This window comes from Pseudomonas sp. McL0111 (assembly GCF_052567255.1).
In genome coordinates, this window is the sequence record NZ_CP199585.1 from 424,954 (window position 1) to 439,451 (window position 14,498).

11 protein-coding genes are annotated in these 14,498 nt (G+C 60.1%); all 11 read left to right on the forward strand.

The window, feature by feature from the left end:
- Positions 1 to 20 precede the first annotated feature (20 nt).
- The 11 genes from ACTWLJ_RS02070 (at position 21) to ACTWLJ_RS02120 (ending at position 14,465) form a co-directional block, all read left to right on the forward strand.
- On the forward strand, positions 21 to 1,190 hold the full coding sequence (locus ACTWLJ_RS02070) for a PilZ domain-containing protein (protein WP_401220823.1): 1,170 nt from the start codon (positions 21 to 23) through the stop codon (positions 1,188 to 1,190).
- Between the two features lie 9 nt (positions 1,191 to 1,199).
- Positions 1,200 to 2,711, forward strand: coding sequence for an alginate biosynthesis TPR repeat lipoprotein AlgK (algK, locus tag ACTWLJ_RS02075; RefSeq protein WP_445179695.1), 1,512 nt, complete (start codon positions 1,200 to 1,202; stop codon positions 2,709 to 2,711).
- Positions 2,708 to 4,195: an alginate export family protein gene (locus ACTWLJ_RS02080; RefSeq protein WP_445179696.1), complete on the forward strand. Its 1,488-nt coding sequence runs from the start codon at positions 2,708 to 2,710 to the stop codon at positions 4,193 to 4,195. Before algK ends, ACTWLJ_RS02080 begins: the two co-directional genes overlap by 4 nt.
- 26 nt (positions 4,196 to 4,221) lie before the next feature.
- On the forward strand, positions 4,222 to 5,808 hold the full coding sequence (gene algG, locus ACTWLJ_RS02085; protein WP_445179697.1) for a mannuronan 5-epimerase AlgG: 1,587 nt from the start codon (positions 4,222 to 4,224) through the stop codon (positions 5,806 to 5,808).
- 10 nt (positions 5,809 to 5,818) lie between these two features.
- Complete coding sequence (locus tag ACTWLJ_RS02090) at positions 5,819 to 7,279, forward strand: alginate O-acetyltransferase (RefSeq protein WP_445179698.1); 1,461 nt, start codon at positions 5,819 to 5,821, stop codon at positions 7,277 to 7,279.
- An 8-nt stretch (positions 7,280 to 7,287) separates the two neighbouring features.
- Entirely contained in the window at positions 7,288 to 8,412 is a 1,125-nt protein-coding gene (locus ACTWLJ_RS02095) for a mannuronate-specific alginate lyase (protein ID WP_401221376.1), read from the forward strand.
- 217 nt (positions 8,413 to 8,629) lie between these two features.
- Positions 8,630 to 10,195 carry an MBOAT family O-acyltransferase gene (locus ACTWLJ_RS02100; protein ID WP_445179699.1) on the forward strand — a complete coding sequence of 522 codons (1,566 nt, stop codon included), beginning with the start codon at positions 8,630 to 8,632 and terminating at the stop codon, positions 10,193 to 10,195.
- Positions 10,196 to 10,205: 10 nt separating this feature from the next.
- Positions 10,206 to 11,381 (forward strand): alginate O-acetyltransferase, encoded by a 1,176-nt coding sequence (locus ACTWLJ_RS02105; protein ID WP_445179700.1) that lies wholly within the window; start codon positions 10,206 to 10,208, stop codon positions 11,379 to 11,381.
- 14 nt (positions 11,382 to 11,395) lie between these two features.
- A complete protein-coding gene (locus ACTWLJ_RS02110; RefSeq protein ID WP_401217132.1) occupies positions 11,396 to 12,052 on the forward strand; it encodes an alginate O-acetyltransferase AlgF in 657 nt (218 codons plus the stop codon).
- A 150-nt stretch (positions 12,053 to 12,202) separates the two neighbouring features.
- Entirely contained in the window at positions 12,203 to 13,654 is a 1,452-nt protein-coding gene (locus tag ACTWLJ_RS02115) for a mannose-1-phosphate guanylyltransferase/mannose-6-phosphate isomerase (RefSeq protein ID WP_401217135.1), read from the forward strand.
- Between the two features lie 346 nt (positions 13,655 to 14,000).
- Positions 14,001 to 14,465, forward strand: coding sequence for a multidrug transporter (locus ACTWLJ_RS02120; protein WP_401217138.1), 465 nt, complete (start codon positions 14,001 to 14,003; stop codon positions 14,463 to 14,465).
- Positions 14,466 to 14,498 lie beyond the last annotated feature (33 nt).

Here is a 14,498-nt window from a genome sequence, read left to right on the forward strand (position 1 = left end):
TTAACAAGGAAATCGCCCCTATGAATACCGCCGTGAACGCCAACGTAGTGCATGAATCCGAAGCCCAGCGCCAACACGCCCGAGTGAAAATCCCGGCCAAGCTGCGCTTCTTCGGTCCCGACCGGACACCCGTCGAAGCGCGGGTCATCGACCTGTCCGCCGGGGGCCTGGCGTTCAACGCCGGCCAACTGCCGCTGACCATCGGCGAGGTGTACAAGGCGCGTCTGCAATTCGTCATCGATAACCTCGGCCTGGCCATGGATGTCGAACTGCAAGTGCGTTCCTACGACCGCCAGACCGGCCGCGTCGGTTGCCAGTTCCAGAACCTCGAACAGCAGGACATTTCGACCCTGCGCCACCTGATCACTTCGCACCTGTCCGGCGACATCGTCAGCATCGGCGAAGTGCTCGCGACCTTGCAGCGCGATAACTTCACCAAGGCGCGCAAGGTCAAGGACGGTGGCTCCGGCATGACCCCGTTCGGGCGCCTGAAAGCGGTGACGTTCAGCGCCGGGATCTTCGCGGTCGGTCTGGTCGCGGCGGGTTTCATTTTCAAATCGGTGTACGGCATGTACTTCGTCAGCCATGCGCAGGCCGGTCTGGTCAGCGTGCCGGGCATGAACATCACCATGCCGCGTGACGGCACCGTGCAGAGCCTGATCAAGTCCGACGGTGTCGCCGCCAAAGGCGCACCGCTGGCGACCTTCAGCACCAGCATGCTCGACGTGCTCAAGGGCCATCTCGACGAAGACCAGTTGCAGCCGGCCAAGGTTGAAGAACTGTTCGGCAAGCAGATGACCGGCACCCTGACTTCGCCGTGCGATTGCACCGTGGCCCAGCAACTGGTGGCCGACGGTCAGTACGCGAGCAAGGGCGATGTGATCTTCCAACTTGTGCCGCGCAACACCCAGGCCACGGTTGATGCGCGCTTCTCCTATCGCCAGTTCGGCGACGTGCGTCCGGGTACGCCAGTGAGCTTCCAGATCGCCGGCGAAGACAAGACCCGCACCGGCAAGATCGTCAGCAGCACCAGCCTGAAAAGCGCCGACCTGTCCTCCGACATCCGCGTACAGATCCAGCCGGACGAACCACTCGACAGCACCTTCGCCGGCCGCCCGGTGGAAGTGAACAGCGACCGTGGCCCGAACCTGAACTGGCTGATCGACAAAGCCATGGCTGCCGGTCTTTAAGTCGAGGACATGCCTGTGACTACTCCACCCATCCTGAATACATCGCGATCCCTGTGGGAGCTGGCCTGCCAGCGATTGGATCATTGCGGTATTGCTGGAACACCGCGTCGCCTGCATCGCCAGCAGGCTGGCTCCCACATGGGATTGATGGTTTGCTCGTTGGCATTGGCGGTGAGCCTCGCCGGTTGTGCCGGCCTGCCCGACCAGCGTCTGGCCAACGAAGCGCTCAAACGTGGCGACACCGCCACCGCTGCGCAGAACTATCAGCAACTGGCCGATCTGGGTTACAGCGAAGCGCAAGTCGGCCTCGCCGATATCCAGGTTGACAGCCGTGATCCGGCGCAGATGAAACAAGCCGAAGCGACCTACCGCGCCGCTGCCGATGTGTCGCCACGGGCGCAGGCTCGTCTCGGTCGTTTGCTGGTGGCCAAACCGGGCTCCACCGAAGCCGAACACCACGAAGCCGAAGTCCTGCTGAAAAAAGCGGCGGCCAATGGCGAAGGCAACACGCTGATCCCGCTGGCCATGTTGTATCTGCAATACCCGCACAGCTTCCCGAACATCAACGCCCAGCAGCAGATCGATCAATGGCGTAAATCCGGTTACCCGGAAGCGGGTCTGGCGCAGGTGCTGCTGTATCGCACTCAAGGCACTTACGACCAGCATCTGGATGACGTGGAAAAGATCTGCAAAGCCGCGCTCAACACCACCGACATCTGCTACGTCGAACTGGCCACGGTCTATCAGAAACGCGCCCAGCCCGAGCAACAAGCCGAGCTGATCAAGCAGATGCAGGCCGGTTACAGCCGTGGCACCGTCACTGCTCAGCGCGTGGATTCGGTTGCTCGCGTGCTGGCCGATTCGACTCTCGGCAAGACCGACGAAAAAACCGCGCAGTCGTTGCTCGAACCGATTGCTCCGGGTTATCCGGCGTCGTGGGTGACCCTCGCGCAACTGCTTTACGACTTCCCCGAACTGGGCGACGTCGATCAGATGATGAAGTACCTGGACAACGGCCGCGCCGCCGACCAGCCGCGCGCCGAGCTGTTGCTGGGCAAGCTCTACTACGAAGGCAAAATGGTCCCGGCGGATGCGAAAGTCGCCGAAGAACATTTCCAGAAAGCCGTCGGCCGCGAAGTCGCCGCCGACTACTACCTCGGCCAGATCTATCGTCGTGGTTATCTGGGCAAGGTCTATCCGCAGAAAGCCCTCGACCATCTGCTGACGGCTGCGCGCAACGGCCAGAACAGCGCCGATTTCGCCATCGCCCAACTGTTTTCCCAAGGCAAGGGCACCAAGCCCGATCCGCTCAACGCCTATGTGTTCAGCCAATTGGCCAAGGCACAAAACACCCCGCAAGCCGATGAGCTGGCGACCACCCTTGCAGCGCAACTGCCGCCCGAGCGTCTGGCCGAAGCCCAGCGCCTGTTGCAACAGGAGCAGGCCAGCCGTGGCGCCCTGAACCAGAGCACGCTGCAACTGCACGCCCTGCAAGAAGAAGACGGCGAGGAATCCCTATGAAGTTGAATCCCTTTGTGAAGGCCGGCATTGGCCTCACGTTCGCGCTGATCTGGTCTTGCCCGACACTGGCGGCGATCACCGAAACCAAGAACTTCGGCCTCGAAGTGAAAATCACCGGCCAGTCCGAAGACGACCGTGACCTCGGCACCGCCAAGGGTGGCGACGTCAACGGTGTCGGCCTCGACCTGCGTCCATGGGTCTATGGCGAGAGCGGCGCGTGGAGTGCCTACGCCATGGGCCAGGCCGTGACCTCGACCGACATCATCGAGACCGACACCCTGCAACAGTCCGACAGCGACGGTACCCAGAGCACCGACAACGGCGACCGCAAGACCAAGAAAAACTACCTGGCGATGCGTGAGTTCTGGGTCGGCTACAGCGGCCTGACGCCGTACCCGGGCGAGATGCTCAAGTTCGGTCGCCAGCGCCTGCGCAACGACGACGGACAGTGGCGCGACACCAACATCGAAGCGCTGAACTGGACCTTCGACACCACCCTGTTGCGTGCCAACGTCGGTGTCGCCGAACGCTTCAGCGAATACCGCACCGACCTCAAAGAGCTGGCGCCAAAAGACAAGGATCGCCTGCACGCCTACGCCGATGCCGCTTACCAGTGGACGCCGGGGCAGTGGGTCGGGATTCGTGGTCATCACACCCACGATGACGGCAAACTCGATTACGCCGAGCCGGGCGTGCCCCGCGACTCGCTCGACAAGACTCAGAACGGTGACATCAGCTGGCTCGGTCTGACCGCTGACAGCGACGCCTACAACTGGCGCAACACCAACACCGTCAACTACTGGGGCAGCATCACTGGCATGAGCGGCGATCGCGACACGGTCAACCCGCTGAACGCCGACGGCACCGCGCCGGCCCAGGCCAAACGCAGCGAGGACGTCAACGGCTGGGCGACCGATCTGGGCGTGCGTCTGCGCCTTGATCCGCAATGGCAAGTCGGCGCCGCGTATGCCCGCGCCAGCGCCGATTACGAACAGAACGGTCTGGAAAGCAACCGCTCGAACTACACCGGTACTCGCTCGCGCGTACACCGTTTCGGCGAGGCCTTCCGTGGCGAAATGAACAACATGCAGACCGCGACCCTGTTCGGTTCGTGGATGCTCAACGACCAGTACGACGCCAGCCTGATCTACCACAAGTTCTGGCGCGTCGACGGTAACAAGCCAGTCGGCAGCAACGGCATCAACGCCGTGGAAAACAACACCGACGACGTGACCGGCGCGATCCTTTCCAGCACTTCCCTGCCGCTGGACGATGGCAAGAAAGACCTCGGCCAGGAAATGGATCTGGTGGTCACCAAGTACTTCAAGCAAGGCCTGTTGCCAGCGGCGTTGAGCCAGTCGATTGACGAGCCGGCGGCGCTCGTACGTTTCCGTGGCGGCGTGTTCAAGCCCGGCGATGCCTATGGCAGCCAGGTTGATTCGTACATGCACCGCGCATTCATCGACGTGATCTGGCGCTTCTGATGCAAACCGCCAAGGGAGTGCCCGACATGAACAGTACGAGGAAAGGCTCGATCAGCCTGTTGGCCGGCGCGATGCTGCTGGCCTCGGCCAGCGCCTTTGCCAGTGTCGAACCGGTCGCGCCGCAACAGGGCAAACCGGTGACCACCGCCAAAGAGCTGCAACAAGCCAAGACCTACACCGTCAGCAGCGCGCCGACCGAGGCGCTGGAACTGGCCAAGCCGAAACTGCCTGACCTGTCCGGCTTCACTGCCGAGGCCGCCGCCGCGAAAATCGTCCGTAGTAAACCGGGCAAGATCAGCGTGCGCCGGATGATGCAGGAAGACGCCCTGAAGGACTTCATCGGCGGCGACAACAAAATGGCCGAGTGGGTGGTGCGTCAGCACGGTATCCCGCAGGCGATCTTCGTCGACGACGGCTATATGAACCTCAAGGATCTGGCGAAGAAACTGCCCAAGCAGTATTTCAGCGAGACCTCGCCGGGCGTGTACCTGTCGAAGCTGCCGATCGTGGTTGGCCGCAAGGGCATCCTTGAAATCGACGGCCAGACTCAGGAACTGCGCCTGTCGCAAGAGGCCGGGGCGTTCTTGGTCAACGACGGTCAGTTGTTTGTGCGTGACACCAAAATCACTGGCTGGCGCGAGAAGGAAAACGGCCCGGCGACCTTCCGCTCGCCGAAAGAATTCCGTCCGTTCCTGCTGGCCTGGGGCGGCACCGAGACTTACATCGTCAACAGCAAGATGGCCAGCTTCGGCTACGCCAACAGCAAGTCCTACGGCGTGAGTATTTCCCAGTACACGCCGAACATGGCCAAGGTGCTCAAGCGTCCCGAGCCGACTGGCTGGATCGTCGGTTCCGAGTTCTCGGACATGTGGTACGGCTTCTACTGCTACGAAACCCGCGACTTCGTGGTCAAGGGCAACACCTACAAAGACAACATCGTCTACGGCATCGACCCGCACGACCGTTCCCACGGTCTGATCATTGCCGAGAACACCGTGCACGGTACGAAGAAGAAGCACGGGATCATTATTTCCCGTGAAGTGAACGACAGCTTCATCTTCAACAACAAAAGCTACGACAACCACCTCTCGGGGCTGGTGATCGACCGTAACAGCGTCAACAACATCATCGCCTACAACGAGATCTACAAGAACCACACCGACGGCATCACCCTCTACGAGTCCGCCGACAATCTGCTGTGGGGCAACAAGGTCATCAGCAACAAGCGCCACGGCATCCGTATTCGTAACAGCGTGAACATTCGCCTCTACGAAAACATCGCCATGGCCAACGGCCTGACCGGTGTCTACGGCCACATCAAAGACCTGAGCGACACCGACCGTGACATCAAGCTCGACCCGTTCGATGCCCAGGTTTCGCTGATCGTGGTTGGCGGTGAACTGGCGGCCAACGGCAGCGGCCCGCTGTCGATCGATTCGCCCTTGAGCGTCGAGCTGTATCGCGTATCGATGCTGGCGCCGACCAAATCCAGCGGCATCAGCTTCAACGGCATCCTCGGCGAGCGCCAGGATGAAATTCTCGACTTGCTGGTACGCCAGCAGAAAGCCGTGCTGATCGACCCTGTCGAACGCCAGACCGAAATGCGGGACTGAGGATAATTCTATGCACCCACACATGATCAAATTACTCAGCCTGTCGGCCCTGACCCTCGGCGTTCTGGCGGCCAGCAATGGCGCCCGCGCCGATGAAACCAGCGCTGCCACGCCGCCGAAGTTCAGCGCCGAGCCTTGCTGCAACCTGTGCCCCGCTGCGCATGACGCGAAGAATTACACCACGCGTTATCAACAGAACTTCACCACGCTGGTGCAGGCGCAAGGCGACTGGTTGTTCCGGACTCAGGAAGACCTGCGCACCGAATTCAACACCAGCCCGGCCGGCTACAAACGCCTGCAACAGCTGCACGATGCGTTCAAGGCCAAAGGCGTCGAACTGGTAATCGTCTATCAGCCGACCCGGGGTCTGGTAAACCGCAACAAGCTCAACCCGCAGGAAAAAGCCGCGTTCGATTACGAGAAAGCGCTGGGCAACTACAAGACCATGCTCGGCCGTTTCGCGCAGATGGGTTACGTGGTCCCAGACCTGTCGCCGCTGACCAACGAATCGCTGCCGGACACTCTGCCCGCCCACGATTTCTACTTCCGTGGCGACCAGCACTGGACGCCATACGGAGCGCAGCGCACGGCGAAAATCGTTGCCGAAAAGGTCAAGCAGATCCCGGCCTTCGCCGATATTCCCAAGCGTGAATTCGAGACCAAACGCTCCGGGCGCATGGGCAAGACCGGCACCCTGCACAACATGGCCGGGCAGCTGTGCGGCACCAGTTACGCGATCCAGTACATGGACCAGTTCACCACCGAACCGAAAGGCGAGGCTGGCGACGGCGATCTGTTCGGTGATTCCGGCAACCCGCAAATTACCCTGGTCGGCACCTCGCACAGCGGCAAGAACTACAACTTCGCCGGCTTCCTCGAAGAGGCGATTGGCGCCGACATTCTCAACGTCGCGTTCCCCGGCGGCGGTCTGGAAGGTTCGATGTTGCAGTACCTCGGCAGCGACGAATTCCAGAAGACTCCACCGAAGATTCTTATCTGGGAATTCTCGCCGCTGTATCGCCTCGATCAGGAAACCATCTATCGCCAGATGATGTCTCTTCTCGACAACGGCTGCGAAGGCAAAGAAGCACAGATGACCGGCAGCACCACCCTCAAGGCCGGCACCAAACAAGAGCTGCTGGTCAACAGCAAGAACCTGAACCTGCAGAACAGCAGCCATCAGGTCGACATCCGCTTCGCCGACACTTCGGTGAAAACCCTGCAAGCCACCCTCTGGTACATGAACGGTCGCCACGAGGACATCAAGATCGAGAAACCGGAAACCTCCGACACCGACGGTCGTTTCGCCTTTGAGCTGCGCACGGACGAAGACTGGGCCTCGCAAAACCTGCTGGCGGTCGAAGTTCAGGGCCCTGAAGCGGGCGCCGCGCCACAAAAAGTCGAAGCGAAAATCTGCAAACGCAACGTATTCCCGGGCGCTGGGCAACAAACCGCTCAGGCCGGGCAATGAGGTCTGCTATGCGAAATCCGAAATTGAAAGCCTTTTTGGCACCCACCCTGTTAAGCCTGGCGATGTTCGCTGGAGCCACTCAGGCCGCCGCGCCACTGCGTCCACCTCAGGGCTACTTTGCGCCTGTGGATAAATTCAAGACTGGTGACAACAGCGAAGGCTGCGATGCGATGCCGGCGCCATACACCGGACCGCTGCAATTTCGCAGCAAATACGAAGGTTCGGACAAGGCGCGCTCGACGCTGAATGTGCAGTCGGAAAAAGCCTTCCGCGACACCACCAAAGACATCACCACGCTGGAACGCGGCACCGCCAAACGGGTGATGCAGTTCATGCGCGACGGTCGCCCGGAGCAGCTTGATTGCACGCTGAACTGGCTGACCGCGTGGGCCAAGGCTGATGCGTTGATGTCGAAAGACTTCAACCACACCGGCAAGTCGATGCGCAAATGGGCGTTGGGCAGCATGGCCTCTTCGTACATTCGCCTGAAGTTCTCCGACTCGCATCCGCTGGCTCAACACCAGCAGGAAGCGCAGTTGATCGAAGCCTGGTTCAGCAAAATGGCCGATCAGGTAGTCAGCGACTGGGACAACCTGCCGCTGGAAAAAACCAACAACCACTCGTACTGGGCCGCATGGTCGGTGATGGCGACCTCTGTCGCGACCAACCGTCGCGACCTGTTTGATTGGGCGGTCAAGGAATACAAGGTCGGCGCCAATCAGGTCGATGCCAACGGTTTCCTGCCCAACGAACTCAAGCGCCAGCAACGCGCCCTCGCCTATCACAACTACGCCCTGCCGCCACTGGCGATGATCGCCAGTTTCGCTCAGGTCAATGGTGTGGATTTGCGTCAGGAAAACAACGGCGCGCTGAAACGTCTGGGTGATCGGGTGTTGTCCGGCGTTAAAGACCCGGATGAGTTCGAAGAGAAAAACGGCAAGAAGCAGGACATGACCGACCTGAAAGAGGACATGAAATTCGCCTGGCTTGAACCGTTCTGCACGCTCTACACCTGCGCGCCGGATGTGCTGGAGAAGAAGCACGGCATGCAGCCGTTCAAGACCTTCCGCCTCGGTGGCGACCTGACCAAGGTCTACGACCCGTCCCACGAAAAGGGCAACAAGGGTTCTTGAGTGCACCGATAAACCCTGTGGGAGCGAGCTTGCTCGCGAATACGGTCTGACATTCAAAAGTGAAGTCGACTGAGACACCGCTTTCGCGAGCAAGCTCGCTCCCACAGGGGTCGGTGTCAGGTTTGAGATTTGAGATTTGAGTTAGCCCTCCGGTTTACGTGGGGGGTTTGGGGGGGCTTTGGCCCTTGACTGTTGGTTCAAACATGGAGAGATCGGGATGGTATTTTCATCCAACGTGTTCCTGTTTCTGTTCTTGCCGATCTTTCTCGGCTTGTACTATCTGAGCGGGCAACGCTATCGCAATCTGCTGCTGCTGATCGCCAGCTACGTGTTCTATGCGTGGTGGCGGGTGGACTTCCTGGCGTTGTTCGCAGCCGTCACCCTGTGGAATTACTGGATCGGCCTCAAGGTCGGAGCCGCTGGCGTCAGAACCAAACCGGCGCAGCGCTGGCTGTTGCTCGGCGTCGCAGTGGATCTGTGCATCCTCGGCTACTTCAAGTACGCCAACTTCGGCGTCGACAGCATCAACGCGATGATGACGTCGGTCGGTCTGTCGCCGTTCATCCTGACTCACGTGCTGTTGCCGATCGGTATCTCGTTCTACATTTTCGAGTCGATCAGCTACATCATCGACGTCTATCGCGGCGACACCCCGGCCACCCGCAACCTGATCGATTTCGCAGCGTTCGTGGCGATCTTCCCGCACTTGATTGCCGGCCCGGTCCTGCGTTTCCGTGACCTCGCCGACCAGTTCAACAACCGCACGCACACCCTCGACAAGTTCTCCGAAGGCTGCACGCGGTTCATGCAGGGTTTCATCAAAAAGGTGTTTATCGCCGACACCCTCGCGGTGGTCGCCGACCACTGCTTCGCCCTGCAAAACCCGACCACGGGGGATGCCTGGCTCGGCGCACTGGCCTACACCGCGCAGCTGTATTTCGACTTCTCCGGTTACAGCGACATGGCGATTGGTCTGGGCTTGATGATGGGTTTCCGTTTCATGGAAAACTTCAAACAGCCGTACATCAGCCAGTCGATCACCGAGTTCTGGCGTCGCTGGCACATCAGCCTTTCCACCTGGCTGCGTGACTATCTGTACATCACCCTCGGCGGTAACCGTAAAGGCACGCTGATGACCTATCGCAACCTGTTCCTGACCATGCTCCTCGGCGGTCTGTGGCACGGCGCGAACATCACTTACATCGTCTGGGGCGCCTGGCACGGCATGTGGCTGGCAATTGAAAAAGCGCTGGGCCTGAACACGTCGCCGCGCAGTCTCAACCCGATTCGCTGGGCGCTGACCTTCCTGCTGGTGGTCATGGGCTGGGTGATCTTCCGTGCCGAGAACCTGCACGTTGCCGGGCGCATGTACGGCGCGATGTTCAGCTTCGGCGACTGGTCGCTGTCGGAACTCAATCAGGCCAGCCTCACCGGCCTGCAAGTGGCAACACTGGTGGTGGCTTACGTAACGCTGGCGTTCTTCGGCCTGCGTGACCTCTACACCAATCAACCGCCGGCCAAGACCAAACCTGAAGTCAACGTCGAGGCCGATGGCCCTGCCACTGCGACCCCGGGAATGATCAAGGCAGCCCCCGGCGAAAACCCGGCGAGCATCCACGAGCCTGGCTACACCGTCGGCGTCGAAGCCCAGGTGCAAGCGGCGTACTGGAGCGCGAACTGGTCCCGCTACGTGATGCGCGGCCTGATCCTGCTGCTGTTCATCGCTTCGATTCTCAAACTCTCGGCGCAAAGCTTCTCGCCGTTCCTTTACTTCCAGTTCTGAGGGATCTGACATGACCCGCTCATTACGCATCTTCTACATCGCGCTGTTTCTGGTGACCTTGCTGGTGCTCGGTCTGTGGTCGGTGCGCAGCTTCTTCGGCTTCAGCACCAATGCCGACGCAACGGTGCTCAACGGTCGCTGGACCAAAGCCGTGGAAACGCATTACGACGACGAGTTTCCGATCAAGCGTCTGGGCACCAATCTCTGGGCCGCGCTGGATTTCAAACTGTTCAACGAAGGTCGTCCGGGTGTGGTGCTCGGTCGCGATCAGTGGTTGTACAGCGATGAGGAATTCAACCCGATCGTCAACGAAGAGCTGAACCTGCAAGGCAACTACGCGCTGGTCGAAGGCGTGCGCCAGACCCTTAAAGACAAAGACGTGAAACTGGTGATGGCGATTGTTCCGGCCAAGGTTCGCCTGTACCCGGAGCATCTGGGTGAAGTGAAACCGGCGAGCATCCACGCCAACCTTTATCAGGATTTCCACGCCCGGGTTGCCGCCGACAAGATCCTCGCCCCTGACCTGCTCAAGCCATTGCAACAGGCTAAGCAGAACGGTCAGCAAGTGTTCCTGCGCACCGACACCCACTGGACGCCGGAAGGGGCCGAGATTGCGGCGAATACCCTGGCGAAAACCATCGCCGACAAGTTCCCGCTCAGCGGCGAGCCACAGCGCTTCGTCACCACGCCTGCGGAAAAGGTCACGCACAAGGGCGATCTGCGTCTGTTCCTGCCGCTTGATCCGCTGTTCGAAAACCTGATGCCGGCGCAAGAACCGCTGCAAAAACGCAACACCGTGGCCGCCGCCGAGCAGCCTGCCGGTGACGACGCTTTGTTCGCCAACAGCGAAGTGCCGGTCGCACTGATCGGCACCAGCTACAGCGCCAACCCCAACTGGAACTTCGTCGGTGCGCTCAAGCAAGCGCTGCACAGCGACGTGGTCAATTACGCCGAAGACGGCCACGGCCCGATTCTGCCAATGCTCAGCTACCTGAAAAGCGATGACTTCAAGAACAGCCCGCCACAGGTGCTGATCTGGGAGTTTCCTGAACGATATCTGCCTGTGAACATCGAAATCGGCGACGCCGACCCGCAGTGGGTCGCAGAGCTTAAACAAGCCGGCGCGCGCCAACAAAACGTAGCAATCAACACTAAATCCGAGACGCCCGATCGGGCGCAAAACTGAAAGAGAGGTACACCATGACTTTCACTACTACTCCTCGTCGTCTCGCTAAAAGCTTCGCTCTGGTTGCTGGCCTCAGCGTGCTTTCCGTACCTGCATTTGCCGGTGGCGACGCCGCGCTCTACGGCCCGACCGCACCGAAAGGCTCGACCTTCGTGCGGATCTACAACGCCAGCAACGCTGAAGTCAGCGCGACGGTCGGCAGCACCAGCCTGAGCGATGTTGCGCCACTGGCCAGCAGCGATTTCAGCTTCATGCCGGGCGGCGATTACAGCGCCAAGGTCGGCAGCCAGACCCTGCCGGTGAAACTTGCCGGTGATCACTACTACACCTTGGTCAACAACGCTTCCGGCGCGCCGCAACTGATCGAAGAGCCGCCATTCAAGAACAAGCAGAAGTCGCTGGTGCGTGTGCAGAACCTCAGCGACAAACCGCTGACCCTGAAAACCGCCGACGGCAAGACCGACGTGGTGCCGAACGTGGCCGCCAAGGGCCGTGGCGAGCGTGAAATCAACCCGGTGAAAGTCAGCCTCGCGCTGTACGACGGCGCGACCAAAGTCGGCGACGTCAAACCGGTTGCCCTGGAACGCGGTGAAGCAGCGGTGCTGTACGTCACCGGCAGCGGCAGCAGCCTGTCGCCAGTCTGGGTAAAACGCCCGGTTTCGACGCGCTAATCATTTCTCAAAACTGCCCCGGCTCTCTGTGGGAGCCGGCCTGCCGGCGATTCAGGCAACTCGGTTTTTCTGATGTACCGAGGTGATGCAATCGCTAGCAGGCTAGCTCCCACAACGGTCTGACCCAATTGATTTTATGGAGTAAACAATATGATTCCGGTGATCTTGTCAGGTGGTAGCGGCTCACGTCTTTGGCCGCTTTCGCGCAAGCAATTCCCCAAGCAATTCCTCGCCCTGACCGGCGAACACACGCTGTTCCAGCAAACCCTCGAACGTCTGGTGTTCGAAGGCATGGACACGCCGATTGTGGTCTGCAACAAGGACCACCGTTTCATCGTCAACGAGCAGTTGAGCAACCGCAATCTCGAAGTGCAGCGCATCCTGATGGAACCGTTCGGCCGCAACACCGCGCCGGCCGTGGCGCTGACCGCGATGATGCTGGTCAACGAAGGTCGTGACGAACTGATGCTGGTGCTGCCGGCCGACCACGTGCTGGAAGATCAGAAAGCCCTGCAACGCGCCCTCGCCCTGGCCACCGTTGCCGCCGAAAACGGCGAAATGGTGCTGTTCGGCGTACCGGCGACCAAACCGGAAACCGGTTACGGCTACATCAAGTCCACCGCCGATTCGCTGCTGCCGGAAGGCGTCAGCCGCGTCTCGCACTTCGTCGAAAAACCTGACGTCAAACGTGCCACCGAATACGTCGAATCCGGTGGCTACTTCTGGAACAGCGGCATGTTCCTGTTCCGCGCCAGCCGCTTTCTCGAAGAGCTGAAAAAGCATGATCCGGACATCTACGACACTTGCCTGCTGACGCTTGAGCGTAGCGAGCAGGACCCGGACACTATCACTTTCGACGAAGCCACGTTCGCCTGCTGCCCGGACAACTCCATCGACTATTCAGTAATGGAAAAAACCCAGCGCGCCTGCGTAGTGCCGCTGACCGCTGGCTGGAGTGATGTCGGTTGCTGGTCGTCGTTGTGGGAAGTCAACGAGAAAGACGCCAACGGCAACGTCACTAAAGGCGACGTGGTGATTCAGGACAGCAAGAACTGCATGATCCACGGCAACGGCAAACTGGTGTCGGTGATCGGCCTGGAAAACATTGTGGTAGTCGAAACCAAGGACGCCATGATGATTGCGCACAAGGACAAGGTCCAAGGCGTCAAGCAGATGGTCAACACCCTCAACGAGCAGGGCCGTAGCGAAACCCAGAACCACTGCGAGGTCTATCGTCCGTGGGGTTCCTACGACTCGGTGGACATGGGCGGGCGTTTCCAGGTCAAGCACATCTCGGTCAAACCGGGCGCATGCCTGTCACTGCAGATGCACCACCACCGTGCCGAGCACTGGATCGTGGTCAGCGGCACCGCCGAAGTGACCTGCGATGAAAACGTGTTCCTGCTCTGCGAAAACCAGTCGACCTACATCCCGATCGCCTCGGTGCATCGCCTGCGCAACCCGGGCAAGATCCCGCTGGAAATCATCGAAGTGCAATCGGGCAGCTATCTCGGCGAAGACGATATCGAGCGTTTCGAAGATATCTACGGTCGCTCCACCCCAATCGAACGCGGCGTCTCGGTGAAAACCATCGCGCAGTGATCGATCAGCAATAAGAAGCCCCCGTCCAGCCCGCTGCGTCCCCTATCCGCAGTGGGTTGGGCGGGGGCTTTTTTGTCCGGGATTTGCAGCGCGGACACTGGCCTCTTCGCGAGCAAGCTCGCTCCCACAGGGGAGTGCATTGCAAATGTGGCAGCCAGCCTGTTCTCACAGAGGCATGCATTGCAAATGTGGCAGCCGGCCTGTTCTCACAGAGGCATGCATTGCAAATGTGGGAGCGAGCTTGCTCGCGAAGAGGCCATCCCAGACACCGCAAGTCCCGATGCCCATCGCCAACCTCACCTACGCTTAGGTAGGATGCCCCTCTAATCCCGCGAGGTTGTGCGATATGTTCATCGGCGTTTTGCTGGTCATCACCTGGCTGATCCTGTTGCTGCGCTATCCGGCCAAGGCGTTGCCGGTGTCCATTGCCGCCGCTGTTGGCTTGGGGCTGGTGGCGATGTGGGTGGTGTGGCTGGACAATCGCGAGATCAAGCAACTGGCGCGTCTTGAGTTGCGCATCGCTTATGCGCCGCAAGACTGCCCGGCGGATCGCCCGCTGCAACTGAAAATGAACAACGGCAACAACGTGCCACTGACCGAATTGCGCTGGCGCATCGCCGCTTATGCGCCGGGCGATACGGTCAATCTGGCCGACAATCAATACACTGCACCCCGCTATCGCGGTCCCGGCGAATTGCAGGCCGGTGGCAATTGGGAAGACTGTTTGCCACTGCCGCCACTGCGTCCCGGTTATCGTCCGCAAACCCTGGATTTTCGCGCCGAGCGCTTGCAGGGCAGTTTCTCCGACTGATCCCCCTCCCCCACTTTTTTGCACAAGGAATGC

What these genes read in the sequence shown, in the direction of transcription:
- ACTWLJ_RS02105 (WP_445179700.1), top strand. Translation starts at nt 10,206, where the DNA reads ATGACCCGCTCATTACGCATCTTCTACATCGCGCTGTTTCTGGTGACC.
- ACTWLJ_RS02090 (WP_445179698.1), top strand. Translation starts at nt 5,819, where the DNA reads ATGCACCCACACATGATCAAATTACTCAGCCTGTCGGCCCTGACCCTC.
- algK (WP_445179695.1), top strand. Translation starts at nt 1,200, where the DNA reads ATGCCTGTGACTACTCCACCCATCCTGAATACATCGCGATCCCTGTGG.
- ACTWLJ_RS02115 (WP_401217135.1), top strand. Translation starts at nt 12,203, where the DNA reads ATGATTCCGGTGATCTTGTCAGGTGGTAGCGGCTCACGTCTTTGGCCG.
- ACTWLJ_RS02120 (WP_401217138.1), top strand. Translation starts at nt 14,001, where the DNA reads ATGTTCATCGGCGTTTTGCTGGTCATCACCTGGCTGATCCTGTTGCTG.
- ACTWLJ_RS02110 (WP_401217132.1), top strand. Translation starts at nt 11,396, where the DNA reads ATGACTTTCACTACTACTCCTCGTCGTCTCGCTAAAAGCTTCGCTCTG.
- ACTWLJ_RS02080 (WP_445179696.1), top strand. Translation starts at nt 2,708, where the DNA reads ATGAAGTTGAATCCCTTTGTGAAGGCCGGCATTGGCCTCACGTTCGCG.
- ACTWLJ_RS02070 (WP_401220823.1), top strand. Translation starts at nt 21, where the DNA reads ATGAATACCGCCGTGAACGCCAACGTAGTGCATGAATCCGAAGCCCAG.
- ACTWLJ_RS02100 (WP_445179699.1), top strand. Translation starts at nt 8,630, where the DNA reads ATGGTATTTTCATCCAACGTGTTCCTGTTTCTGTTCTTGCCGATCTTT.
- ACTWLJ_RS02095 (WP_401221376.1), top strand. Translation starts at nt 7,288, where the DNA reads ATGCGAAATCCGAAATTGAAAGCCTTTTTGGCACCCACCCTGTTAAGC.
- algG (WP_445179697.1), top strand. Translation starts at nt 4,222, where the DNA reads ATGAACAGTACGAGGAAAGGCTCGATCAGCCTGTTGGCCGGCGCGATG.